Below are 22886 nucleotides of genomic sequence, written 5' to 3'. Positions count from 1 at the left end.
CCAGGCCCACGCGCTGTTCGATTGCAGCGCCCGCAGTGGAGTTGAAAGGTTTTCCTCCGTTGTTCCCTTCGCCCTTGCGTTCCCTGCCGGCCCATGGCGAATTGCGCTTCCTGTGCCGTCCTGGGAAGTCTGTCTGGTGTCGAAGTTCCTGATTGTCATCGCCGCCCTGGCCGCGGCGCTCTATCTGGCGGCCTTTGCCGCTTTGGCCTTTGCCCAGCGCTCCTTCGTCTTTCAGCCGAGCGGCGAGGTACTCGCGCCCGCCATCGCCGGTGCCGAAGTCGTCAAGCTGCGCACCGAAGACGGCGAGACGTTGATCGCCTGGCATGTCGCGCCCGCGCCGGGTAAGCCCCTCCTGCTTTATTTCCACGGCAATGGCGGCAATCTCACCTTGCAGACCGAGCTGCTGCAGGCGCTGACCGCCGGCGGCAACGGTTTGATGGCAGTGGAATATCGTGGCTATCCCGGTTCCACCGGTTCGCCCTCCGAGCAGGGGCTGCTGCTCGACGCCGAGGCTGCCTATGCGAAGGTGCTCGCCCTCGGCATCGCGCCCGAGCGCATCGTGGTGGTCGGCCAATCCCTGGGCTCGGGCGTGGCGGTCGCCCTGGCGGCCCGCCACAAGGTGGGCGCAATGGTGCTCGATTCGCCTTTTACCTCGGCTCTCGCCGTGGCTTCCCGCCTCTACGGCATGTTCCCGGTGCGCTGGGTGATGCTGGATCCCTTTCCCTCCGACCAGCGCATCGGCCAGGTGAAGGTGCCGCTGCTCGTCGTCCACGGCACTGCCGACGGCGTCATTCCTTTCGAGTTCGGCAAGGCTCTCTATGAACTCGCCAACCAGCCCAAGACCTTCGTGCCCGTGGAAGGGGCCGGCCATCTTAGCCTCGGCTATGTCCTGCCCGAGGTGCGGGCATGGATCGGCGGCGTGATGGCGCGCTGATCGATTTCCTCACACAGAACTGGCGAGCCGCCCATCGCGCACTGGGCAGCAATAGGATCGGGTAGTGTTGTGAAATATCAACAAGACTCGAAGATGACGCGCTAGCCTCGATTCAACGAGGGGTGGCCAAGCTGCCGGACAGGGGGAGACCATGGAACTGCGTCATCTGCGCTATTTCCTCGCTGTCGCTGAAGAGCTCAATTTCAGGGCAGCCGCCGCTCGGCTCGGCGTTTCCCAACCGCCTCTCAGTACGCAGATTCAAGACCTGGAATACGAACTCAAAACCCAGCTCTTCCTGCGAAACAAGCGGCGTGTCGAATTGACCACCGCAGGCCTGGCCTTTCGCAATTATGCGACCGCGATCATCGCGCAGGTGGATGAGGCCGCCGAACAGACCCTCGCCATTGGCCGGGGGCAGATCGGAACCCTCGACCTCGCCACCACCGGATCGGTGCTGATGGGGCCGCTGGCCGGATTGATCGCCAGGTTTCGCCTGCAAGTGCCGGAGGTCCAGGTGCGCATTCGCGAGATGCCGCCGCTCGAGCAGGAGGCTGCCCTTCACACCCGCAAGATCGACATCAGCTTCTTGCGCGGGCCGGTCGGCGACCCCGATCTGGTCACCGAACTGGCATGGAAGGAAAAAGTCGGCGTGGCCTTACCGCAATCGCATCCGCTGGCGGGCAATAGCCGGATCGAGCTGTCCGAACTGAGAAACGAGCAGTTCGTTTTTCTGAGGATGAAGAATTCGCGGTTTGCCCGCTATCTCAAGGAATGCTGCATCGAGGCGGGATTTGACCCCAATATTACCCAGCAGGTCGTCGAATCCTATTCGCTGCTCAGCCTGGTTGCTGCGGGCCTGGGTGTTGCGCTCGTGCCGGAGGCGGCGAAGGAAATGCTGCGGCCCGGTGTCGTCTACCGGGCCTTGGTGGAGCCGGCGCCGGTTGCCGATGTCATCATGCTGTATCGACCGGATCGCAGCGCTGTCGTGACCCGATTCCTGAGTGAAACGCGCGAATATTTTCAAAGCTCGCCCTAGGCGCAGCGGGGATGCCTTGGCGTAATCTCTCGGCGGCGGTGCTGTGGCATCCGATTCCATGATGCGGAATCGCGCCTTCTGACCTGGAGATTTTATGCTCTAAGCATTGCTGCATACGGCACCATTGAGATCGGGAGTGTGGCGGACGTTTGGGAGAACGTGCCGTCGCCGGACCCTTCCCGGGAACCGACAGCTACTTCGGCAAAATCAGAAACAACAACGGTGCCGACCGTGGAGGAAATATATGCTCAGATTCTTCAGATCCCTGTTCGGGCAGGTGGTCATAGCGCTTGTGTTGGGAATAGTGGTCGGCATCCTCTGGCCTGGCTTTGCCAGCCAGTTGAAGCCGCTTGGCGATGCCTTCATCAAGCTGATCAAGATGGTGATTGCGCCCCTGGTTTTCGGCGTCGTCGTCCATGGTGTCGTCGGGGCGGGGGATCTGAAAAAGGTTGGCCGGGTCGGCGTCAAGGCCATCGTCTATTTCGAGGTGGTGACGACGATCGCCCTGTGCCTGGGCTTGCTGATGGCCCATTTCTTCCAGCCGGGCGTTGGCATGAACATCGATCCCAAGGCACTCGATGGCGGCGCGCTCGCCAATTACACCGATCATGTGCGCGAAGTCACCGGCGGGGTCGACTTTCTGCTGCGCGTCATCCCGACGACTGTCACGGACGCTTTCGCCAAGGGTGACATTCTCCAGGTCCTGCTGATTGCCATCCTGTTCGGCGCCGGGCTGTCCCTGCTCGGCGAACGTGGCCGGCCCGTGGCCGACTTCATCCACATCGCCACCGACGTTCTCTTCAAGATCATCGGCTTCATCGTCCGGCTTGCTCCGCTCGGCGTGTTCGGCGCCATCGCCTTCACGGTCGGCAAATACGGGGTCGGTTCCCTGCAGCAACTGGGCTATCTCGTCCTCCTGTTCTATGTCAGCGTGATCTTCTTCGTGCTGGCGGTGCTTGGCACCATCATGCGGCTTGCCGGCTTCAGCCTGTTCAAGTTCCTGGTCTATCTGCGCGAAGAACTGACGATCGTCCTGGGCACCGCCTCATCCGACGCTGTGCTTCCGCAGGTCATGCGCAAGCTCGAGAAGATGGGGATCAAGGATTCCACTGTCGGCCTGGTCATCCCGACCGGCTATTCCTTCAATCTCGATGCCTTTTCCATCTATCTCACGCTGGCCGCGGTATTCATTGCGCAGGCTACCAACACGCCGCTTTCGGAAACCGATCTTCTGGTCGTGCTGGGCGTCGCACTGCTGACCTCGAAAGGGGCGCATGGCGTGCCGGGATCGGCCATCGTCGTTCTTGCCGCCACCCTGTCCGCACTGCCCGTCATTCCGGTGATCGGCCTGGTCCTGGTGTTGTCGGTCGACTGGTTCATGGGAATGGCGCGGGCGCTCGGCAATCTCATTGGAAACTGCGTCGCCACCGTCGTCATCGCCGTCTGGGAAGGTGATATCGACAGGGCTCAGGCCAACCGCGTCTTGAACGGCGAGCGCTCCGATCCCTACGAAAAAGCGGCGCAGGAGGCCGCCCGGCCCAGCAAAGAGGCTTCATCGACCCGCTAGAACGTTCTTCGTTCCAGCGGGTTCGCAAAGGCGCGCCGAAAACAAGGCGTTGGAAGAAGCGGCACTTCGCTGAACGCACTTTGCCTCAACGCTTCTCGAGCCTCCCTCTGCGTCCAGCAAAGGGGGGCTTTTTCTTGGGGACATTGCGTGGCTGATAGGGATGATCCGGTCCGTACGACGGCTGCGCGGCGGGTCGATTGTCCTGCCAATAAATATCTTAGGAATATCACCCGATCCAAATGATATATTGGACGTATAAGAGGAATAGCAACATAACCGGGAGGCATCCACAAAACAACGGGAGGGAGAACCGGTGTCTGCTTTGGAAGCAATCGAGCACCATCTTGGCCATGTCGCTGGAGAAACGCCGGGGCTGCCTTTCGGTCATTCTCCGGAATTTCGTGAAGATCGCGACATTCCTGTCGCTCATGGTTGCGTCCAGGCCGTGTTGCGGGCCCTGTCGATTCTCCGATGCATTGCTCAGGACCAGCGCGGCATGACGCTTGCGGAAGTCGTTCGCGGCACCAGCCTGGCTCCATCGACGGCGCATCGCCTGCTCACCACGCTTCAGAGCGAGGGCTTCGTGCAATTCGAGGCTGCGGCCTTGCGCTGGTTCGTCGGCCCCAGCGCCCATCTGGTCGGTATCGCCTGCCACCCGCAGAGGCGGCGGGTGTTTTCGTAAAAGGCTGAGCGTCGCCTCTCCCTTACGACTGGCATGTCAGCTCTCCTCCGCGCACCGTCCATCGGCCCGGTCGATATCGATGGAGGTTTTCGGCAGAGATCCGGCCGGGCGTGTCTTCAGCACTGGCTTGTTCCGCCTAACAGCATCCTGACCGTGCCGTCTGCGAGGGCGCACAGCAAGCAGATTGACCAGCTTGCTGCTGCGATCTGTACCTGGGTTTGCAAATCGCCGACCGGGCGCCGAGCGCCTGGACGATGCTATCCTTGTCGACCCGCATGCTGTTTACATCGAACACCTGCATCGCCGCGCCGGGCGGGCCGATCTCGAAAGTGAGGCGCGCATCGGGGTCCAGGGGGAGATGCCGATCGACCTGCCGAAGGATGCTCCGGAACTTCTCGACGGCCAGAAACTCGTGAGTGCCGGCAGGAGCGAGATCTTCGACCTGCAGGATCGTCTCGCGCCAGGAATCGGGGCTGCACCGCAATCCAAGGTGACGAAGGAGCCGCCTTGACCTCGGTCACATGGTAGCCGGGCCATACCATCCTCTCGCCATAGTGCAGCACCCGTGCCTTGCCGGCATGCGGTTCGAGGGCGGCAGGCACATGTCCCAGTGAGGCATCGCCGCCAATTCGATCGTCAGGGGGCTAGCGGTCGCGTTCATGTTGTTGTATTGAATATTTCAATGACTCTTGAGATATTGAGATAAAGATGGATGAAAAGCAAGCCCTCGATGCCTTTGCGGCCCTTTCGCAGGAAACCAGGCTTCGAATCGTCCGGCTGCTGGTGACGGCTGGACCGGACGGCATGGCGGCCGGGGTGATCGGCGAGGCTATGGATGGGGCTTCCTCCTCGCGCATGTCGTTCCACCTCAGTCACCTCGAACAGGCCGGCTTGGTCGAATCGCGCCGGGAAGGGCGCTCGATCCTCTACAGCGCCGCCTATCCCGCCCTCGCCGGCCTGATCGAATTCCTGATGCGCGATTGCTGCCAGGGGCATCCGGAAGTCTGCAATCCCGCCGTCGCTGCGCTTTCCGCCTGCTGCGCCCCTCGAAAGGAAACCACCCATGCCTGATCCGCATGCGCCTTCGCCGGCGCGCAGCGCGTTTTCGCTTGCCGAGATCGGTCAATCCAAGGGGGCAACCTCGCCCCGCAACAGCGCGGCGTGAACGCCGACATGGATATCGTCATCTATCACAACCCCGATTGCGGCACCTCGCGCAATACGTTGGCGCTGATCCGGCAGGGGGGTATCGAGCCCCATGTCATCGAATATCTGAAGACGCCGCCCTCGCGCACTTTGCTGGCCCAGCTCGTCGCGCGCATGGGCATTGGCGTCCGGGACCTCGTCCGGCAAAAGGGCACGCCCTATGCCGAGCTCGGATTGGAGGCTCCGGATCTGACGGACGCCCAACTCCTGGATGCGATGATGGCGCATCCGCTGCTGATCAACCGCCCCATCGTCGTCAGCCCGTTGGGCGTGAAGCTCTGCCGCCCTTCCGATGTCGTGCTCGATCTGCTTCCGCCAGCAGCCATGCCGTCAAGCATGCAAAAGGAAGACGGAGCGCCCTTCCTGAAGGACGTACAGATCGATCCGAGCGATCCGGTTCTCATCGCTGCCCTGCGGGCGGAAGACCTCCCCGTCGACGATCTTGCCGAGACGGATCGCATTTTCTTTGCTTACCGAACGCTCGACGGTCAACTCGTCGGATTTGGCGGCTATGAGCTTCTGGGCGCCGATGCGCTGGTCCGATCCGTGGTGGTCTCGCCGGAGTTGAGAAGAGCCCGGATCGGCCGCAACATCGTGCCCTTGCTGTTGTTCCGAGCCCATGAGGCCGGCGCAAAGCGTGCCTGGCTTTTGACGACGTCCGCGTCCGATTTCTTCTCGCGCCTCGGCTTCAAGCCGGTGGAGCGGGCCGAAGCACCCACCGCCGTCCTGGCGACGCGCCAGGCCTCATCCCTCTGCCCGGCCAGCGCCATCCTGATGCGCCGCGAGATCAGCTTCTGATATGTCCATATTCGAACGTTATCTGACGCTTTGGGTGGCCCTTTGCATCCTCGCCGGCATCGCGCTCGGCCATACGATGCCGGCAGCCTTCCAGGCGATCGGCGCTGCCGAAATCGCCAAGGTCAATCTGCCGGTCGCCGTGCTGATCTGGCTGATGGTCATCCCGATGCTGCTGAAGATCGACTTTGCCGCCTTGCGCGAAGTCGGCCGGCATTGGCGCGGCATCGGGGTGACCCTCTTCATCAACTGGGCCATCAAGCCCTTCTCCATGGCGCTGCTCGGCTGGCTGTTCGTCGGCTGGCTGTTCCGGTCCTCTCTGCCTGCCACGCAGATCGACAGCTATATCGCCGGGTTGATCATCCTCGCCGCCGCGCCTTGCACCGCCATGGTGTTCGTCTGGTCGAACCTTACCAGAGGCGAGCCGCATTTCACCTTGAGCCAGGTTGCGCTCAACGATGCGATCATGGTTATCGCCTTCGCGCCGATCGTCGGCCTGCTGCTGGGGCTCTCGGCAATCACGGTGCCGTGGGGCACGCTCGTCCTGTCGGTCGGGCTCTACATCGTCATTCCCGTGCTCGTGGCGCAGGGGCTGCGTCGTCGTCTGCTGGCTGCCGGCGGCCAGGCGGCCCTGGACCATCTGCTCGCCCGCCTCGGCCCCGTCTCCCTGCTGGCACTGCTGGCGACCCTGGTGCTGCTCTTCGGTTTCCAGGGCGAGCAGATCATCGCGCAGCCTCTGGTGATCGCGCTCCTTGCCGTGCCGATCCTCATCCAGGTCTATTTCAATGCGGGGCTTGCCTATCTGCTCAACCGCGTTGCCGGCGAACGGCATTGCGTCGCCGGCCCCTCGGCCCTGATCGGGGCATCCAACTTCTTCGAGCTTGCCGTCGCCGCCGCGATCAGCCTGTTCGGCTTCCACTCGGGAGCAGCCCTGGCCACCGTGGTCGGCGTGCTGATCGAAGTGCCGGTGATGCTGTCCGTCGTCTGGATCGTGAACCGGTCCAAGGATTGGTATGAGCGCGGTTCTGCCGTAGCCGCCGCCGAAGGACGCCGCTGATGATCGAGGATCTCCCGAATATCACGCCCGATTGCCTGCGGATCCCTTCGCTCGATCGCCTGCGGCCGAAGGCCTCGACACACCCGCCGCGCATATTGCTGCTCTATGGCTCGCTGCGGGAACGTTCCTACAGCAAGCTGCTGACCCTGGAAGCGGAACGGCTTCTCAAGCATTTTGGGGCGGAAACCCGCATCTTCGATCCTCTCGACCTGCCGCTTCCCGATGCCGCACCGGCAGACCATCCCAAGGTACGCGAATTGCGGGAGCTCTCGGAGTGGTCGGAGGGGCAGGTCTGGTGCAGCCCCGAGCGTCATGGCGCCATGACCGGCATCATGAAGGCACAGATCGACTGGATCCCGCTGGCGATCGGGGCGGTGCGGCCGACCCAGGGCAAGACGCTGGCGCTGATGCAGGTCTCTGGCGGCTCGCAATCCTTCAATGCCCTCAACCAGATGCGCGTGCTCGGCCGCTGGATGCGGATGATCACCATTCCCAACCAGTCCTCGGTGGCCAGGGCCTATGAAGAGTTCACGCCCGGCGGGCGGATGAAAGCCTCATCCTATTACGAGCGTGTCGTCGACGTGATGGAGGAACTGGTCAAGTTCACCCTGCTGACGCGTGATGCCTCGGACTATCTCACAGACCGCTACAGCGAGCGGAGGGAAGAGCACGAAGCTCTCGAGGCCCGTCTGAAGCTGGCGCAAGTGCGATGACCGGAACCCCACGCCGGCCGCTTCCTCCGAAGCTACCGGCTTCATGTCGTGGCGAGCGCTACGACGACGGAAAGCCGTGCCGCCGCGCTGACCAGGTGACCAGCAGGCAGGGAATGAGAAGCGCGAGCAGGGCCGGAGGGAAGCTGCCGGCGCCGGCCTGGTCGAGCAACAGGCCGCCGAGCAATCCTCCGCCTGCAATCGCCAGGTTCCAGGCGGTGACGAGCATCGACTGGGCGATGTCGGTGGCGTCACCGGCTGCGTGGGCGAGTGCTGTCTGGAACAAGGTCGCCGCCCCGCCGAACGCCAGGCCCCAGATGGCGACGGCGGCGTAGACGAAGGGGGCGGAAGCCGGCCACAGCCCCAGCATTGCCGCAGCCAGGACAAAGAGAGCGCTGGAGAGCAGAGCCAAGGCCCTCGGCTTGCGATCGATGAAGGCACCGACGATCCAGATTCCGACAAGCGAGAACAGGCCGAAGGTGAGCAGGATAATGTCGACCTGGTCCGCCAGGGCTGCCAGGCGGAGGAAGGGGGCGATATAGGTGTAGAGGAGATTGTGGGCGAGCACGAAGGCCAGCGTGACGAACAGGATCGGTCGCACGCCCGCCATGGCCAGCACCGCAGCGAGGGAGGACCGCCTTGCCCCGTCCTGTCCCGGGAAGTCGGGCAGCTTCATCGAAATCCAGACGATCAACAGGGCCGCGATGGCGCTGAGCACACCGAAGCAAGTGCCCCAACCGATGGCCTTGCCGAGGAAGGTGGCGGCGGGAACCCCGATCGACAGTGCCACAGGCGTGCCGATCATGGCGATGGCGATCGCCTTTCCCTTCTGGTGGTCGGGCACCAGGCGTGCGGCATAGCCGGCAAGCAGCGCCCAAAGCAGGCCCGCCGAGGTGCCTGCCAGGAATCGGGCTACCATGGTCAGTCCGTAGAAAGGCGAGATCGCCGTGACGCTGTTGGCGAGGGCGAAACCGGCGATGGCGAACAGCAGCAAGGGACGGCGGCGCAGGCGCTGCGTCGCGCTCGTCAGCGGTATGGCGGCCAGCAACGATCCGAGCGCGTAGATCGTGACCATCTGGCCGGCATAGGATTGTGAAACAGAGAGGCTGCCCGCGATCTCGGGCAGAAGCCCCGCCGGCAGGGCTTCCGTCAGGATGGTGATGAAACCGGCGAGGGCCAGGGCGATCAAGGCCGGTAGCGGGAGACTGCCCCCGCCGGCCAGTGCCCGATCGGGTACGGGCCTGCCCGATGTCGAATGCGTCATGGCGATCAGGCGGCCGTGCGCTTCGGCAAGACAAGGTCGCCGACGGTGTAGGTGTGAAACTCGCTGCTGGAGACCTCGTCGAGCTTACGGAACTTTGCCACGAAGACGGGGTCGGAGAAGAACTCCTCGACATTGCCGGCGCCCTGGATCGCCTCGATGTTGACGACCGTCAGTCCGTCGGCGCTTTTGGCCAGGGTGCTCCACAGGAAGCCTTCCTTGCGTTCGGCCACATAATGCACCACGTCCTGGATGACCGCGAAGGCCTCCTCCTGCTTGCCGGGACTGGCGTGAATGACGTTGACGATGAAGGTCGTCGGCGTGGGGGAGCCCGTGAAGGCGGCGGGTGATTTGATATCCATGATGGTCTCCGATGAGGTGCGGCAAGCCGGCCGCAGCGACATCTGGATATCGGTGGCGAAATAGCGGATAAACGAGCCGGTATTCACATCAAATCGGAAAATTATTCCGCAATCGTCAGATCATGGATAAGCTCGGCACCCTCGGTATCTTCATCCAGGTCGCGGAGGCCGGCAGTTTCGTGGCAGCGGGACAGCGCCTGGGTCTGTCGGGCTCGGCTATCGGCAAGGCTATCGCGCGGCTCGAGGAAGAGATGGGCGTGCGCCTGTTTCACCGTTCGACCCGCAGCATGGCCTTGACCGAAGAGGGCAGCTTCTTTCTCGACACCTGCCGGCGCATCCAGTCCGATTTCGAGGCGGCGCAGGCGCAATTGTCCCGAGCGCAGGCAACGCCGCGTGGGCAGTTGCGCGTAAGCCTGCCACTCGCCGGCATGCTCTTGATGCCGACGATCGCCGCCTTCATGGCTGAATATCCCGAGATCAATCTCGACCTCGACTTCACCGACCGGCTGGTCGACGTCATCGAGGAGGGCTTCGATGCGGTGATCCGGACGGGTGAGGTCAGGGATACCCGCCTGATGAGCCGCAAGCTCGGAACCTTCAAGCACCGGATCGTCGCGGCGCCCGCCTATCTCGCTGCCCATGGCGTGCCGACAGCGCCGGAAGACCTGCTCGGCCACCGTTGCCTTCATCATCGCTACGCCAATTCGGGCAGGTTCGAACCCTGGCCACTGGTGCGGGACGGGCAAGAACTCAAGCTCGACCTGCCCCAGACCACGGTGGCGAGCACGCTGGAGCCCCTGATCTACCTGGCCGAGCGCGCCTTCGGCATCACCTGCCTGCCGCCCTTCGCCGTCGCCTCGGAACTGGCGCAAGGCAGCCTGGTGTCGCTGCTGGAAGAGCATCTGGCCGAGGCCGGCACCTTCCGCGTGCTGTGGCCGACCAATCGCTATCTCTCCCCGAAAGTGCGGGTTTTCGTCGACTATATGGCCGCGAACCTGTTTGCGGCCTGATCAACGGAGCAGAAGGGCACGCTTTCAGTCATTGCGAGCGCAGCGAAGCGATCCAAGGCCGCAGGCGACGCACCCCGCCAAGACCGGATTGCTTCGTCGTTCCCTAATCGGATCCGGGATTCCACTTGGCGTTTATTCGACTTTGCCTCGCCAGTTGCGCACGATGTCACCGAGCACTGAAAGCTGTTTTGCCAAATCGGGCCTGATTTCGGAGAGTTGCTTGGTGTAGTCGGCCATGGCGCTATCGAAGCCCTCGGGGTTCTGTCTGCGCAGATTGGCCAGGCGGTTGAGCGTGGATGCCACCGTCAGCTGAACGTCGTCCTGGAATTCACCACTCTTGGCATAGGCGGTACCGAGGGCCGCCAGGGTGATCGGATAGGGCACCACGGTCTTGCGGCTCTTGGTGTTCGGCAGGTTCTCCTCGAGGGCAGGCTGATAGTTGTCGGCGCAGGCGACGACGGTGTAGAGGCGGGTTTGGGAACCGAGCCGGATGTCGAAGTTTCCCTGTTCGGATGTGCGGGCAACGTCCAGGCGCTTGGCGTCCGCACTCGCTTCCTTTTGGCAGGAGCCGTCCGGCACGACCTGGACCCCGGCGGCCCAGGCTCGCACTTCGGCTCGCAGCGGCTGTGTGGTGTCCTGGTCAACGACGCGTCCCCGATGAGGGAGCTGATTTTCGTCGCTCGTGGCGGATGAGACTATCGTCAGTGACGCCACTATCGGAAAAATCGCCAAGAAAGGCAGATGCCGATAAACCATATGATCCCTCCCACCATCCAGATCGTCCAGCCTAGTCCATCAACGTACGCAGTCCGCAGAACTTGGGCGTCTGCCGGTGTCACCTGCACCCTTTGGTCGGTCAGTGTATTTGCCCCGCAGTCGACGATGATCGCCTGCGGACGAACCAGGCCCTGGATTTGATAGCCGGGAGCAGGTCCGCCGGCGTTGACCTTCAGGCTGGCGGCCCGATCCCAGCCGGTAACGTCATAGGTGCGGCAGGCCACGTTGGGCGGCACGGAGATGAAAGCCTGCACGATGCTGTTGGAGCCGAAGATCTCCAGGTGATTGCCGACGGCGGAGGGGCTCTCGATGATGCGCACCGACGTCCGGGCGATCACGGCGTGGGCCAGAAAATAACTCGCTGTGCTGGCCAAGATCATGAGAAGGCCTGCGGCGACGACAAAGAAGGCAGTATTTGGAGCAGGGCTGGCTGCTCCAGCTGGTCTTGCCCATCGATAAAGCAGTTGCAGGACCGCTATGATCAGGCAGGCATCGATGAAGGCAACCAGGATAAGCCGCCATTCCAAACCGAGGTTGGAAAGCTGCATTGCGCTTTCAACGATTCCCGCCCCCAGGGTTGCCGGAAGCCCCCAAAAGGATTTCAAGAGTTTGGCGATGCTCATGAACGCCCGGCAGCCTAGCTGGTGAGGGGAGGTCGCATCTCAACGCCCTGGGCCCTTGAGCCCAAGGCGTCGGAGCCACTTCGAGATCCTGCGAATACTCTTCCTGCCGTGACGCGCGCGTGTATTGCCCCCGAGTCAGTCTGCGCTTTCGGGAATGCGGGCGATGACCTTGATCTCGAAGTCGAAACCCGCCAGCCAGTTCACGCCGATTGCCGTCCAGTTCGGGTAGGGCGGCCGGTCGAAGATCTGGTTCTTGACCGCCATGATGGTTTCGAACTGGTTTTCGGGATCGGTGTGGAAGGTGGTCACGTCGACGATGTCGTCGAAACCGCAGCCCGCCGCCTTCAGCGTTGCCTGCAGATTGTCGAAGGCCAATTGCACCTGGCGCTTGAAGTCGGGCTCCGGCGTACCGTCTGCACGGCTGCCGACCTGGCCCGAAACGAACAGAAGGTCGCCCGATCGGATCGCCGCCGAATAGCCATGCGCCTCGTAGAGCGCATGCCGATCCGCCGGGAAAACTGCCTCACGCTGTGCCATTTTTCAGTCCTCTTCTTTTCATGATCCGCTGACGTGCGGTGCCTCGATCGGCAACCGCAGGGGCTTCACATGGCCCTGTCGCATTTGATATACGTTCCGTATTTGGATCTATGGACATACGTGCTGTATGTCAACCCAAATACGTCGCGTATATGAAGGGGACTGAGATGGTTGCCGGAAGCCGGGCCGAGACGATGGAGAAGAATCGCGCCAAGTTGATTACGGCCGCGCGCAGGGCTTTCGCGAAAACCGGCTATGCCGCGGCCTCGATGGATGAACTGACGGCCGAGGTCGGACTGACGCGTGGGGCGCTCTACCACAATTTCGGCGACAAGCGTGGGCTTCTGGCGGCCGTGGTCAACCAGATCGACGCCGAGATGGCAGAGCGCGCACATGAGGCCGCTGCCCTTGCCCAGGACGAATGGGAAGGCCTTCTGATCGAGGGCGTGGCCTATATCGAGATGGCGCTCGATCCCGAGGTACAGCGCATCGTTCTGCGCGACGGGCCGGCTGTCCTTGGCGATCCCTCGCAATGGCCCAGCCAGAACAATTGCCTGCAGGCGACCAAACGAACCGTCGAGCGCCTCATCGGGCAGGGCATCATGAAGCCGGTGGATGCCGAGGCCGCGGCCCGGCTCTTGAGCGCGTCCGCGCTCAATGCGGCCTTGTGGATCGCGGCGAGCGAGGAGCCCGAGAAGGTCTTGCCGAAGGCCGTGGAGACTTTCCGCGCCCTGGCGACGGGCTTGCGCCGTCCCTAGAACTATTTCCCGCTCATCCTGGAATATCGCCGGATTTGTTACTCCCACCTCCTTGATCGCCAATGGCAGGGTCGCGCTCACCGGTCGAGGGCAAGGATCGGTCGAATGGGAGGCTTGCGACGACGAATCCGGTCTGAGGTGGCGGCAGGGGGAGACTGACCAGTTCGCTCTTCATTCGCCATGCCCGGTTTGCGCTTGGCGAATATTCTGATAGCATCTTGCAACCAGAATATTTTTGCAACCGCATGTCGGATTTTCAGTTGTTCGTGCGTCCTTGAGGTATCGCCGCGGTGGCCTGGAGCAGGCCTTGTTCAGATTTGAATGCTCGTTTGCTCCGGCACCTCGTTTCACCACGTCTTTGCGTTTCCTGCCGCCGTGCGGCAGAGCGCGAGACGCGATGGCCCGCGGCACAGGAACGGGTGGACCATGATGGACAAGAATTCCTATCGTTGGGTGATCGTCGCCGCGGGCGGCTTGCTTGGATGCGTTGCGATCGGCGCGATGTTTTCGCTGCCGGTTTTCCTCAAACCCATGTCGGCGGAGACGGGCTGGTCGGTGACCGGCATTTCCACTGCCATGACCTTCGGCTTCCTGGCGATGGCGCTGGCCAGCATGGTCTGGGGCGGCCTGTCCGACCGCTTTGGCCCGCGTCCGGTGGTGCTGGCCGGTTCGATCGGCCTCGTTGCCAGCCTGGCGCTGGCCAGCCAGGCCGGATCGCTGATCGAATTCCAGCTCGTCTTCGGCGTACTGGTAGGGGCGGCGACTGCTGCGATGTTCGCGCCGATGATGGCCTGCGTTACCGGCTGGTTCGACACGCAGCGCAGCCTCGCCGTGTCGCTGGTCTCGGCCGGCATGGGCATGGCGCCGATGACGATGGCGCCGCTCGCCGCATGGCTGGTAACGAAGTATGACTGGCGCACCTCGATGCTGATTCTTGCCGGCATTGCCGCCGCCACCATGATTCCTGCCTCCCTGTTCCTACGGCGGCCGCCTGCGCTCATCGAAGGCAATGAGGCGGCACTGGCCGACGAGCCGCAATCGGATATGACTGTGCGCCAGGCAGTGCGCTCGCCGCAGTTCATCGTGCTGATGCTGGCCAATTTCTTCTGCTGCGCCACGCATTCCGGGCCGATCTTCCACACGGTGAGCTATGCGGTGACCTGCGGCATCCCGATGATCGCCGCCGTCACCATCTACAGTGTCGAGGGCCTGGCAGGCATGTTCGGGCGCATCGGCTTCGGCTTGATGGGCGATCGTTTCGGCGCCCAGCGCATGCTGGTGATCGGACTGTTCGCCCAGGCGTTCGGCGTGCTGTTCTATGCCTTTGCCAACCAGCTTGGCCAGTTCTACGCCGTGGCCATGGTGGTAGGCTTCATCTATGCCGGCGTGATGCCGCTCTATGCCGTGATCGTGCGCGAGAACTTCCCGCTCAAGATGATGGGCACCATCATCGGCGGCACGGCGATGGCCGGCAGCCTGGGCATGTCACTCGGCCCGCTGCTGGGAGGCATGATCTACGACCACTTCAATACCTATATGTGGCTCTATGTCGGCTCCTGGGGCATGGGCATCGCGGCCACGCTGATCGCCCTGACCTTCCGGCCTTTCTCCAAGACAAGGGAGCAATTGGCTCCTGCCGGGTGAGGGATCTTCGATACCGCGCCGGTGTCAGGGGACCCTTCGGCTCCCTGAGCACGCCGGCGCCCGCATGCTACTTGGCTGCCATCATAGGGGGCGTGGCGGAATTTCATCCATTGAGGAAGTCCTTGATCCAAGGGGTAACAACGTTACGAATCCGATTGACGAGAAAAAGCAAAACCGGAGGTCATCTCCATGCCGTTACTCACGAAGTGGAAGACACCCCTTCTCGTGACGGCAGTCTCGACCGCCTTCCTGGCCTCGTGGGTCGTCCTCTCGCCCTATAGATCCGCCTGCACCACTGAGGTCGTGGAGGCGGAACAGGCCATGCATGCTTCGGATCGGGAGTTGAGAGCCGTCAGCGCGAATGACAAAGGGGCTATCTGCCAAGTCTACCGGCGGCGTGTCGAGATGCTGAAAACAGCGGCTCCCGTGATGCGGCGGTGTGGGACGGCTCAGCTGAATGCCGATGCCGACTGGTCGGCACGGGCGACCGAACTCGGCTTCTATCAGGGGCTCGTCGCGCAGCAATGCGGCTGAGCCCGCCCGGTTTGCGCGATCAACGCCGCGGCCTTGCTAGCCCCTCTGCAAGGCGAGATGGACGCCCATCCCGACCAGGATCGCCCCGCCCACGCGGCGCATCAGCCGCTGCACGCCGGAGGAGCGCTTGAGCCGGCCGATGATCACGGCGGCCAGCATCACGACGACGATATCGACGAGCCCGAACAGGACATTGGCGACCGTGCCCAGGATGGCAAATTGCAGCCAGAGCGGGAAAGATGCGGCGCCGTCGACGAATTGCGGCAGGAAGGCCAGGAAAAACAGCGCGGTCTTCGGGTTGAGCACCTCGACGGTGATGCTCTGCGCGAAGGCCTGGCGGGCCGAGCGAGTGCCGCCGATCGTCCCGGCATCCGCGCTTTGCCGCGCCCGGAACAAGGTGATGCCGAGCCAGATCAGATAGAGGGCGCCGGCGAGCTTGACGCTAGCATAGACGATGGGCACCGCATGGAACAGCACCGATAGGCCGGCGGCTGCGGCGGCGACATGGGCATAGGCACCCAGATGCAGGCCGAGCGCTGCCATCAGCCCGGCTTGCCGCCCACCCGCCATGGTCCTGGCCGCCGCATAGAGCATGGAGGGACCCGGCAGCACGGAAAACAAGGCCGTCGTGACGATGAAGGCGAGCAACACGTCAAAGGAGGGCATATCGGGGTCTTCCATCGGCTGCGGGATCTGGCGGCGACCATAGCACCCGATATCGGCCCTGTCGTCAGCGCCCCAGCTGGGCCTCGATTGCGGCTTTGTCGATTACAGACCAAACCGAGACGATCTTTTCGGCCTTGAAGGCGTAGAATACGTTTTCCGTGAACGCGACCTTGCGTCCATCGAGCTTCAGGCCGAGGAACCCCGGCTTCGGCGTGCAGTCGAAGGCGAGCCGGGCCGCCACAAGGGGTGGTTCGCAGACCAGGAACTCGATGTGGAAGGCGAGGTCGGGAATGTCCTCGAAATCCTTGACGAGCATGCCGCGATAGCCTGACAGCCCCAGCCGCCGGCCATTGTGCACGACCTCCTCATCGACATGGCGTCCGAGCTCGCTCCAGTCCTGCCGGTTGAGGCAAGCGATATATGCGCGATAGAGGTCGGCGAGAGTTGTAGATTCCATCGTGCTTGCTCCGCGCATGGCGCCGGGGTGTCACGCCGGCAGCGTGAGGACGAGCGGCCCGGTGCGGGTCGCCACCACCGTATGTTCATATTGCACGGTTGGGGCGCGCGGTTCGCTGAACAGTGTCCAGGCATCCTCGCCATCCGCCGCCCATTCCGCGCCCAAAGAGAGGAACGGCTCCACCGTGAACACCAGGCCTTCCTGCATCTTCCGGCGCTCGGAGCGGTCGGGCCAGGTTGCGAGTTCCTTGGGTTCCTCATGCAGGGACCGGCCGACGCCGTGGCTGGCAAGATTGCGCACCAGCGTATAGCGGTTCTTGCGGGCGAATTCGCCGATGGCATTGCCGATATTGGCGAGCGGCAGGCCGGCGCCCACCTGGCGGATACCCGTCCACATCGCCCGCTTGCCGTCCCTGAGGAGACGGTGGGCCGCCTTGGAAACGGGCTCCACCGCAAAGGACGCGCCGGTATCGGCGAAGAAGCCGTCCTTCTCGGCGGAGACATCGATATTGACGAGATCGCCCGGCTCGATCCGGCGATGGCCGGGTATGCCGTGGGCGATCTCCTCGTTCACGCTGATGCAGGTCGCGCCGGGAAAGCCGTAGCAGAGCTCGGGTGCGGAGCGGGCGCCTTCCTGCTCGAGGAGCCTGCGGCCGATCACGTCGAGCTCCGCCGTGGTCATGCCCGGTTCGAGTGCCGCTCCCATCGCCGCCAGCGTATTGGCGACGATGCGGCCGATCTCCTTCAGCTTGAGCAATTCGTCTTCGTTCGAAATCGTCATGATATACCGTGCGTTCTCAAAGAATTTGAACAAGAGGAAGTGCGGTGGACCGGCGTCCCCGCTTCCCTCCGCCGGAAAGCGAGGGCAGGCAGAGGGCCGTTAGCCTTCCCTATTTCGCCGCTCGCTCCGCGCGCATCGCCGTCCCGAGACTTCTCAGCCGTAAATATTGCACGCAAGGCCTCGGCTGCAAGGGGCGAGGCCTTCATCAATCGGGCGGCGGCGCCATCTCCGCAAAGAGCCAGTCGCGAAAGGCCTTCACCTTGCGCTGGCGGATGGCGTCGGGGGGATAGACGACATAGAAACTGGAGAGGGATCTGAGGGCGTGTGTGAACGGGCGTACCAGGCGTCCGGCGGCGAGATCGGCGGCGACCAGCATGGTTCGGCCGAGCACCACGCCTTCGCCCTGCGCGGCAGACTCGACGGCAAAGGAATAGGAATCGAAGGTGAGGCCGCCATGCGGGTCCACGCCCTCAATCCCGGCGCTGGAAAGCCAGCTTGCCCAATCGATCGGAAAACCGTCATGGATCAGCGTGTGGTGCCTGAGGTCCACGGGGCGGCGTAGCGGATGCTTCCCCTCCAGCAGTCTCGGGCTGCAGACGGGAAAGACTTCCTCGTCGGTGAGGAATTCCGAAGTGAGCCCCGGATAGGTGCCGCTGCCATAGCGGACGGCAATGTCGATGCCGTCGCCCAGGAAATTGGTGAGCCTGCCGGTGGTCGAAACCCGCACGTCGATATCGCCGTTTGCGCGGTGAAAACGATAGAGGCGCGGCACCAGCCATCGCCCCGCAAAGCCGTCGGAGGTGCTGACGTTCAGGGTCGAGCTCGACTGGTGGGCCGTCGCCGCAGCGGTGGCCATCCCCAATTGGTCGAGCATGTCGCGAACCGCCCGTGCATAGGGTTCACCGACAGCGGTCAGGCGCACCGAACGGCTCGTGCGCTCGAACAGGAGGACGCCGAGCCGGTCCTCGAGATGCTTGATCGCCCGGCTGACGGCTCCATGGGTGACATTGAGCTCTTCCGCCGCCCTGGAGAAACTCAGATGCCGGGCTGCGGCCTCGAAACTCGGCAGGGCATGGAGGGGTGGAAGTTTGCGGGGCATGGCATGTGTGAGTTTTGATCACAGATATATGCCAAGTTTTGGTTTGTGTGTCGATAGTATACTGCTCAAAATGGCTATGATTTGTGATGAATCCTCACGAGGACAACATGGCCACGATCCATCCCTTTCTCTGGTTCAACCTGAACGCTCGAGAGGCCCGGGACTTCTATCTGTCGGTCTTCAAGAATGCCAAGGCGCTTAGGGACACCGAGTTCACCGACTGGGTCGCCGGCACGAACAAGACGGTTCCGCACGCCACCTTCGATTTCGAACTCGAAGGGCTGCACCTGACGGCCCTGAATGCCGGGCGGATGCCTGCCTTCAATGAAAGGCTCTCGCTCTATATCCAGACCTCCGACCAAGCCGAGACCGACTATTACTACAGGGCGCTCACGGCTGATGGCGGCTCCGAGAAGCCCTGCGGCTGGCTGACGGACAAATATGGCGTCTACTGGCAGGTCATTCCCGAGGTCACGCTGCGGCTGATGGCCGATCCCGACCGCGAGAAGGCGGATCGGGTCAGGCAGGCCTTATACAAGATGACCAAGATCGTCGTCGCCGATCTCGAAGCGGCCTATGCCGGCCGGGCTTAACTCATTCCCATGACCGTAGAGAACCGGAGGTTTCCCATGGCAGCGCTCACGGGCCAGAAGATCATCGTCGTCGGCGGCAGTTCCGGCATCGGCCTCGGCGTCGCGAAGGCGTCCCTCGAGAGCGGTGCGGAGGTGTTGATCGTCGGCCGCTCGCCCGGCAGGCTGCAGGCCGCGGAGCGAAGCCTCGATGCAGGCCGGCGCGTGCGAAGCTTTGCCGCTGACATGACAGACGAAGCCGGTCTTGCCCGGCTCTTCCAGGAGGCCGGCGCTTTCGATCACCTGGTGTCGACGGCCGGAACGCCGCCACCGGGCGATCCCATCGGGCGCACCGACATGGAGACGGTGCGGTGTTTCGTCGACAACAAGCTGATCGGCGCCGTCATGCTGGCCAAGCACGCCGTGGCCACCCTGAGGCGGGGCGGTTCCATGACCTTCACCTCCGGAATCAACAAGGACCGGCCGCCGGTTCCCGGCGGCGCGGTCGTTTCGGCGATCGCCGGCTCCTTCGGCTTTTTCGCCCGCGCCCTGGCGCTGGAACTGGCGCCGACACGCGTGAATATCGTCTCGCCCGGCTGGGTGGATACGCCGATGTGGGACGAGATCGTCGGGGAGGCCAAATCGGACTTCTTCGCCGGCATGGCCGGCCGCCTGCCGGTGGGCAGGATCGCGAAGCCCGCTGATATTGCCCCCGCTTATCTCTATTTGATGGAGAGCGCCTTCACGACGGGCGAGACCATCCATATTGATGGCGGGCAGGGCCTGATCTAGACAAAATCACGGTTCCATCGAGCTGCCTTTTTCCCGGCCCCTCGTTTTGTGGTATTCTACCGGCAGTTCGGGCCGCATGGGGAGGCGCTCCTGCTCGCAAGGTGCCAACACCCGAATGCGACCATTTCGACCGACAGGCGTGCATGAAAGCTGCGACTGCGGTCTTCCCACGCGCCGATTGCCTCGATAAGATCGGGCAAATGGCAGGGAACTTGAAATGACGGTGGATATCAGGACGGTTGGGATTGTGGGCGCCGGGCAAATGGGCAGCGGCATCGCGCATGTCGCCGCTCTGGCCGGGTTGAACGTGGTGCTCAACGACGTATCGGAAGATCGGGTCAACAATGGCCTGGCCACCGTCAATGGCAATCTCAAGCGTCAGGTTTCCAAGGGTTTCATCACGCAGGCCCAGAACGACGAGGCACTTTCCCGCATCAAGGCCGAACCCAATGTGGAGGGCCTCGGCGTCTGCGATCTGGTGATCGAAGCAGCCACCGAGAACGAGGCGGTCAAGGTCAAGATCTATGGCGGCGTCTGCCCGCATCTGAAGCCGGAAGCGATCCTCGCCACCAACACGTCGTCGATTTCGATCACGCGGCTGGCGGCGGCCACCGACCGGCCGGAGCGCTTTATCGGCATTCATTTCATGAATCCGGTGCCGGTGATGCAACTGGTCGAGATCATCCGCGGCATCGCCACGGATGACGGCACGTTCGAATCCGCCAAGGCCTTCATCACCAAGCTCGATCGCCAGGTGGCGGTGGCCGAGGACTTCCCGGCCTTCATCGTCAACCGCATCCTGCTGCCGATGATCAACGAGGCGATCTACACGCTCTATGAGGGCGTCGGCACGGTCGAATCCATCGACATGGCGATGCGGCTCGGTGCCAATCATCCGATGGGCCCGCTGCAGCTTGCCGATTTCATCGGCCTCGACACCTGCCTGTCGATCATGCAGGTCCTGCATGAGGGGCTGGCCGATTCCAAATACCGGCCTTGCCCGTTGCTGGTGAAATATGTCGAAGCCGGCTGGCTTGGCCGCAAGGTCAAGCGCGGCTTCTACGATTATCGTGGCGAAAAGCCGGTCGCCACCCGCTGACTGCACGCCCGCATTTCCCAATTCAAAAGAAGGCTGCCTTCTCTCCCAAGGGAGGAGGCAGCCTTTTTTGTCATGGCCAAGGGAATCGGCCAGGGGAATATCGCGGGGAGGAGGCCTTCGATCGGCATATCTTCTTGTTAACTCGATCAGGCTATGAAGACGCTCTGCCCTTTTGAGGCCAAAACTTCGGACTATGGTCGGAGCGCATAGTGCTGATGTGGTTAATCGGACACGCCGTCCGACAATCGTGCGGCAAGACTGTGGCGGCCATACCGCGCGGCCCGGCCGCGTGATAGAGGGCTGCCTATGATCCCTTTTTGTGCCGGACCTTACGTTTCGGCAACCAGCGTGGAAGTTCCTGCTATGAAGCAGCCTACCCCCCTTGTTCTGGCCGCCGTTTCCGTTTTGGCCCTGGTTCTGGCCTCGCCAGCACTGGCACAGGAGGCCACCCCGCCCACGGCCGACATTCCGGTTACCGCGCCGGCGGCACCTGCTGCTCCCGAAGCTCCAGTTGTCACTCCCGAGGCACCCCAGCCCGCCAGCCCCGCTCCGGCTCCGGCCGCGCAGGCTGCTCCCGAACCGGCAGCTCCCGCACCGGCGACGGCTGCGGCCCCCGATGCTGCCGCTCCCGCGGCTCCGACGGCCCCTGCTGCGGCCGACGCCGCACCCGCGGTGCCCGCCGCCACGCCCGCCAAGCCCAAGGTCGCCAAGAAGCCGGTCCCGGCCGGGCCCTCCTACGCCGCCTCGACTCCGATCAAGATTCCGGCCACGCCCTGGTCCTCGATGCCGACCTTCGATGCCGGCTCGCTTGACCGTCTCAACGGCCTGTCGCAATATTATGCCCAGATTGCCCGCAATGGCGGCTTCCCGGCCGCCCCCCCCGTCGGTCTCTCCGCCGGCGCAACGGGCAGTGCCGTGCAGGCGCTGCGCCAGCGCCTAGTGATGGAGAAGGATCTGCCGGAAACCGAGCGCGACAACCCCAAATGGGACGCTGGGCTCACCGCCGCCGTCAACCGCTTCCAGCAGCGCTACGGCCTGCAGGCCACCGGCAAGATCGACGAGCGCACCCGGGCCCAGATGGCGGTTCCCGTGCAGCACCGCCTGGTCCAGATCGGCCACAACATGGAACGCGTCGGCGCGCGCTTCATCGATTTCAACCGCCGCTATGTGGTGGTGAACATCCCGAGCGCCCAGGTCGAGGCCATCGAGAATGGCGAGGTGGCGCGCCGCTACATCGCCGTGGTCGGCCGCCCGCAGAACCCCTCGCCCGAGGTCGACGCCACCATCAGCGCCATCAATTTCAACCCGACCTGGACCGTGCCGCAATCCATCATCAAGAAGGAAATCGGCCCGCATATGGTGCGCGATCCTTCCTATCTCGCGCGCCAGAGGATGTCGGTGATCGATGGCTCAGGCCGCACCGTCGATCCCAAGTCCATCGATTGGTCGAGCGGCAAGGCCGCCAACTACACTGTCCGGCAGGCCTATGGTGCCGGCAATTCGCTCGGCCAGCTGCGCATCCAGATGCCGAATTCGGATTCGGTCTATATGCATGACACGCCCTCCAAGCGCCTGTTCGGCTCGGTCGATCGCTTCTTCTCGCATGGCTGCGTGCGCGTGCAGGGCGTGAACGATCTCGCCGCCTGGCTGCTCGGCTCGGGCTGGGACGCCAAGCGCGTCGGCCAGGAAATCGCCACCGGAGCCCGCAAGGACCAGGCCATTCCGGACCGCGTACCGGTGCATTGGGTTTACATGACCGCCTATGTCACGCCTGACGGTACCGCCCATTTCCGCCCGGACATCTATAATCTCGACTTCGGCTCGGCCTCGCGCATCGCCGATGCACAGGTGGTCAATCCTTACTGATCGGCCAGGTCACCGGATCAATGAAAAGACGCGACCCGCCTTCTCCTGCAGTGGAGGAGGCGGGT

Annotated in this window: 26 protein-coding genes; 17 read left to right on the top strand and 9 right to left on the bottom strand. The window is 63.2% G+C overall.

All coding sequences use genetic code 11. The features are described from left to right. Positions 1-136: 136 nt before the first annotated feature. The 9 genes from ACZYTC_RS16430 to arsH all read left to right on the top strand — a co-directional run bounded on the left by ACZYTC_RS16430 (position 137) and on the right by arsH (position 7990). A complete protein-coding gene (locus tag ACZYTC_RS16430; RefSeq protein WP_488990088.1) occupies positions 137-934 on the top strand; it encodes an alpha/beta hydrolase in 798 nt (265 codons plus the stop codon). Between the two features lie 151 nt (positions 935-1085). Further along, complete coding sequence (locus ACZYTC_RS16425; RefSeq protein WP_488990087.1) at positions 1086-1970, top strand: LysR family transcriptional regulator; 885 nt, start codon at positions 1086-1088, stop codon at positions 1968-1970. Positions 1971-2214: 244 nt separating this feature from the next. Beyond that, complete coding sequence (locus ACZYTC_RS16420; protein ID WP_488990086.1) at positions 2215-3537, top strand: C4-dicarboxylate transporter DctA; 1323 nt, start codon at positions 2215-2217, stop codon at positions 3535-3537. Between the two features lie 313 nt (positions 3538-3850). Beyond that, positions 3851-4219 (top strand): helix-turn-helix domain-containing protein, encoded by a 369-nt coding sequence (locus tag ACZYTC_RS16415; protein ID WP_488990085.1) that lies wholly within the window; start codon positions 3851-3853, stop codon positions 4217-4219. Positions 4220-4412: 193 nt separating this feature from the next. Next, complete coding sequence (locus tag ACZYTC_RS16410; protein ID WP_475422026.1) at positions 4413-4730, top strand: hypothetical protein; 318 nt, start codon at positions 4413-4415, stop codon at positions 4728-4730. 197 nt (positions 4731-4927) lie between these two features. Continuing rightward, the gene (locus tag ACZYTC_RS16405) at positions 4928-5290 is read left to right on the top strand and encodes an ArsR/SmtB family transcription factor (RefSeq protein ID WP_434959424.1); all 363 of its coding nucleotides are present in this window, start codon (positions 4928-4930) and stop codon (positions 5288-5290) included. Positions 5291-5392: 102 nt separating this feature from the next. Then, positions 5393-6223 (top strand): arsenic resistance N-acetyltransferase ArsN2, encoded by an 831-nt coding sequence (arsN2, locus tag ACZYTC_RS16400; RefSeq protein ID WP_475422027.1) that lies wholly within the window; start codon positions 5393-5395, stop codon positions 6221-6223. A 1-nt stretch (position 6224) separates the two neighbouring features. Then, entirely contained in the window at positions 6225-7277 is a 1053-nt protein-coding gene (gene arsB / locus ACZYTC_RS16395) for an ACR3 family arsenite efflux transporter (protein ID WP_434959425.1), read from the top strand. Further along, positions 7277-7990 (top strand): arsenical resistance protein ArsH, encoded by a 714-nt coding sequence (gene arsH / locus ACZYTC_RS16390; protein ID WP_434959426.1) that lies wholly within the window; start codon positions 7277-7279, stop codon positions 7988-7990. The genes arsB and arsH overlap by 1 nt, the downstream gene beginning before the upstream one ends. Before the next feature lie 58 nt (positions 7991-8048). Here the strand turns inward: arsH and ACZYTC_RS16385 are convergent, their stop codons facing one another. Next, positions 8049-9251, bottom strand: a complete 1203-nt coding sequence (locus ACZYTC_RS16385) for an MFS transporter (RefSeq protein WP_434959427.1) — start codon at positions 9249-9251, stop codon at positions 8049-8051. A gap of 5 nt (positions 9252-9256) precedes the next feature. Next, the gene (locus ACZYTC_RS16380; RefSeq protein ID WP_434959428.1) at positions 9257-9610 is read right to left on the bottom strand and encodes an antibiotic biosynthesis monooxygenase; all 354 of its coding nucleotides are present in this window, start codon (positions 9608-9610) and stop codon (positions 9257-9259) included. A gap of 122 nt (positions 9611-9732) precedes the next feature. Between ACZYTC_RS16380 and ACZYTC_RS16375 the strand changes: the two genes are divergently transcribed. After that, on the top strand, positions 9733-10620 hold the full coding sequence (locus tag ACZYTC_RS16375; protein WP_488990084.1) for a LysR family transcriptional regulator: 888 nt from the start codon (positions 9733-9735) through the stop codon (positions 10618-10620). Between the two features lie 132 nt (positions 10621-10752). Here ACZYTC_RS16375 and ACZYTC_RS16370 read toward each other — a convergent pair whose 3' ends face one another. The 3 genes from ACZYTC_RS16370 to ACZYTC_RS16360 all read right to left on the bottom strand — a co-directional run bounded on the left by ACZYTC_RS16370 (position 10753) and on the right by ACZYTC_RS16360 (position 12557). After that, positions 10753-11229, bottom strand: a complete 477-nt coding sequence (locus ACZYTC_RS16370) for a hypothetical protein (protein ID WP_434959430.1) — start codon at positions 11227-11229, stop codon at positions 10753-10755. A 104-nt stretch (positions 11230-11333) separates the two neighbouring features. Continuing rightward, positions 11334-12020, bottom strand: a complete 687-nt coding sequence (locus ACZYTC_RS16365) for a hypothetical protein (protein WP_434959431.1) — start codon at positions 12018-12020, stop codon at positions 11334-11336. Between the two features lie 135 nt (positions 12021-12155). Further along, the gene (locus tag ACZYTC_RS16360) at positions 12156-12557 is read right to left on the bottom strand and encodes a RidA family protein (RefSeq protein WP_488990083.1); all 402 of its coding nucleotides are present in this window, start codon (positions 12555-12557) and stop codon (positions 12156-12158) included. Positions 12558-12724: 167 nt separating this feature from the next. Here ACZYTC_RS16360 and ACZYTC_RS16355 point away from each other — a divergent pair, with 167 nt between their 5' ends. The 3 genes from ACZYTC_RS16355 (at position 12725) to ACZYTC_RS16345 (ending at position 15493) form a co-directional block, all read left to right on the top strand. Next, positions 12725-13315, top strand: a complete 591-nt coding sequence (locus tag ACZYTC_RS16355) for a TetR/AcrR family transcriptional regulator (protein WP_488990082.1) — start codon at positions 12725-12727, stop codon at positions 13313-13315. Positions 13316-13741: 426 nt separating this feature from the next. Further along, positions 13742-14959: an MFS transporter gene (locus ACZYTC_RS16350; protein WP_434959434.1), complete on the top strand. Its 1218-nt coding sequence runs from the start codon at positions 13742-13744 to the stop codon at positions 14957-14959. 189 nt (positions 14960-15148) lie between these two features. Then, the gene (locus ACZYTC_RS16345; RefSeq protein WP_488990081.1) at positions 15149-15493 is read left to right on the top strand and encodes a hypothetical protein; all 345 of its coding nucleotides are present in this window, start codon (positions 15149-15151) and stop codon (positions 15491-15493) included. Positions 15494-15529: 36 nt separating this feature from the next. On the opposite strand, the gene ACZYTC_RS16340 is transcribed toward ACZYTC_RS16345, so the two are convergent. The 4 genes from ACZYTC_RS16340 to gcvA all read right to left on the bottom strand — a co-directional run bounded on the left by ACZYTC_RS16340 (position 15530) and on the right by gcvA (position 18495). Next, on the bottom strand, positions 15530-16159 hold the full coding sequence (locus ACZYTC_RS16340) for a LysE family translocator (RefSeq protein WP_488990080.1): 630 nt from the start codon (positions 16157-16159) through the stop codon (positions 15530-15532). A 64-nt stretch (positions 16160-16223) separates the two neighbouring features. Next, the gene (locus tag ACZYTC_RS16335; protein WP_441773371.1) at positions 16224-16616 is read right to left on the bottom strand and encodes an ester cyclase; all 393 of its coding nucleotides are present in this window, start codon (positions 16614-16616) and stop codon (positions 16224-16226) included. 30 nt (positions 16617-16646) lie between these two features. After that, positions 16647-17396, bottom strand: a complete 750-nt coding sequence (gene map, locus ACZYTC_RS16330) for a type I methionyl aminopeptidase (protein WP_488990079.1) — start codon at positions 17394-17396, stop codon at positions 16647-16649. A gap of 205 nt (positions 17397-17601) precedes the next feature. Next, positions 17602-18495: a transcriptional regulator GcvA gene (gcvA, locus tag ACZYTC_RS16325; RefSeq protein ID WP_488990078.1), complete on the bottom strand. Its 894-nt coding sequence runs from the start codon at positions 18493-18495 to the stop codon at positions 17602-17604. A gap of 107 nt (positions 18496-18602) precedes the next feature. Between gcvA and ACZYTC_RS16320 the strand changes: the two genes are divergently transcribed. From ACZYTC_RS16320 to ACZYTC_RS16305, 4 genes are all read left to right on the top strand, one after another. Next, entirely contained in the window at positions 18603-19088 is a 486-nt protein-coding gene (locus ACZYTC_RS16320) for a VOC family protein (RefSeq protein WP_434959440.1), read from the top strand. A 36-nt stretch (positions 19089-19124) separates the two neighbouring features. Further along, positions 19125-19856, top strand: coding sequence for an SDR family oxidoreductase (locus ACZYTC_RS16315; RefSeq protein WP_434959441.1), 732 nt, complete (start codon positions 19125-19127; stop codon positions 19854-19856). A 217-nt stretch (positions 19857-20073) separates the two neighbouring features. Next, positions 20074-20955 carry a 3-hydroxybutyryl-CoA dehydrogenase gene (locus tag ACZYTC_RS16310; protein WP_149252375.1) on the top strand — a complete coding sequence of 294 codons (882 nt, stop codon included), beginning with the start codon at positions 20074-20076 and terminating at the stop codon, positions 20953-20955. A 363-nt stretch (positions 20956-21318) separates the two neighbouring features. Then, on the top strand, positions 21319-22821 hold the full coding sequence (locus ACZYTC_RS16305) for a L,D-transpeptidase family protein (RefSeq protein WP_488990077.1): 1503 nt from the start codon (positions 21319-21321) through the stop codon (positions 22819-22821). Positions 22822-22886 lie beyond the last annotated feature (65 nt).

This window comes from Labrys sp. F242 (assembly GCF_057813875.1).
Note: the sequence above shows the minus strand (reverse complement) of the source record. Positions and strands in the feature narration are given on the sequence as shown.

What these genes read in the sequence shown, in the direction of transcription:
- ACZYTC_RS16360 (WP_488990083.1), bottom strand. Translation starts at nt 12,557, where the DNA reads ATGGCACAGCGTGAGGCAGTTTTCCCGGCGGATCGGCATGCGCTCTAC.
- ACZYTC_RS16425 (WP_488990087.1), top strand. Translation starts at nt 1,086, where the DNA reads ATGGAACTGCGTCATCTGCGCTATTTCCTCGCTGTCGCTGAAGAGCTC.
- ACZYTC_RS16320 (WP_434959440.1), top strand. Translation starts at nt 18,603, where the DNA reads ATGGCCACGATCCATCCCTTTCTCTGGTTCAACCTGAACGCTCGAGAG.
- gcvA (WP_488990078.1), bottom strand. Translation starts at nt 18,495, where the DNA reads ATGCCCCGCAAACTTCCACCCCTCCATGCCCTGCCGAGTTTCGAGGCC.
- ACZYTC_RS16420 (WP_488990086.1), top strand. Translation starts at nt 2,215, where the DNA reads ATGCTCAGATTCTTCAGATCCCTGTTCGGGCAGGTGGTCATAGCGCTT.
- ACZYTC_RS16340 (WP_488990080.1), bottom strand. Translation starts at nt 16,159, where the DNA reads ATGCCCTCCTTTGACGTGTTGCTCGCCTTCATCGTCACGACGGCCTTG.
- ACZYTC_RS16355 (WP_488990082.1), top strand. Translation starts at nt 12,725, where the DNA reads ATGGTTGCCGGAAGCCGGGCCGAGACGATGGAGAAGAATCGCGCCAAG.
- ACZYTC_RS16310 (WP_149252375.1), top strand. Translation starts at nt 20,074, where the DNA reads ATGACGGTGGATATCAGGACGGTTGGGATTGTGGGCGCCGGGCAAATG.
- ACZYTC_RS16365 (WP_434959431.1), bottom strand. Translation starts at nt 12,020, where the DNA reads ATGAGCATCGCCAAACTCTTGAAATCCTTTTGGGGGCTTCCGGCAACC.
- map (WP_488990079.1), bottom strand. Translation starts at nt 17,396, where the DNA reads ATGACGATTTCGAACGAAGACGAATTGCTCAAGCTGAAGGAGATCGGC.
- ACZYTC_RS16350 (WP_434959434.1), top strand. Translation starts at nt 13,742, where the DNA reads ATGATGGACAAGAATTCCTATCGTTGGGTGATCGTCGCCGCGGGCGGC.
- ACZYTC_RS16315 (WP_434959441.1), top strand. Translation starts at nt 19,125, where the DNA reads ATGGCAGCGCTCACGGGCCAGAAGATCATCGTCGTCGGCGGCAGTTCC.
- ACZYTC_RS16385 (WP_434959427.1), bottom strand. Translation starts at nt 9,251, where the DNA reads ATGACGCATTCGACATCGGGCAGGCCCGTACCCGATCGGGCACTGGCC.
- arsB (WP_434959425.1), top strand. Translation starts at nt 6,225, where the DNA reads ATGTCCATATTCGAACGTTATCTGACGCTTTGGGTGGCCCTTTGCATC.
- arsH (WP_434959426.1), top strand. Translation starts at nt 7,277, where the DNA reads ATGATCGAGGATCTCCCGAATATCACGCCCGATTGCCTGCGGATCCCT.
- ACZYTC_RS16375 (WP_488990084.1), top strand. Translation starts at nt 9,733, where the DNA reads ATGGATAAGCTCGGCACCCTCGGTATCTTCATCCAGGTCGCGGAGGCC.
- ACZYTC_RS16345 (WP_488990081.1), top strand. Translation starts at nt 15,149, where the DNA reads ATGCCGTTACTCACGAAGTGGAAGACACCCCTTCTCGTGACGGCAGTC.
- ACZYTC_RS16335 (WP_441773371.1), bottom strand. Translation starts at nt 16,616, where the DNA reads ATGGAATCTACAACTCTCGCCGACCTCTATCGCGCATATATCGCTTGC.
- arsN2 (WP_475422027.1), top strand. Translation starts at nt 5,393, where the DNA reads ATGGATATCGTCATCTATCACAACCCCGATTGCGGCACCTCGCGCAAT.
- ACZYTC_RS16380 (WP_434959428.1), bottom strand. Translation starts at nt 9,610, where the DNA reads ATGGATATCAAATCACCCGCCGCCTTCACGGGCTCCCCCACGCCGACG.
- ACZYTC_RS16305 (WP_488990077.1), top strand. Translation starts at nt 21,319, where the DNA reads ATGAAGCAGCCTACCCCCCTTGTTCTGGCCGCCGTTTCCGTTTTGGCC.
- ACZYTC_RS16405 (WP_434959424.1), top strand. Translation starts at nt 4,928, where the DNA reads ATGGATGAAAAGCAAGCCCTCGATGCCTTTGCGGCCCTTTCGCAGGAA.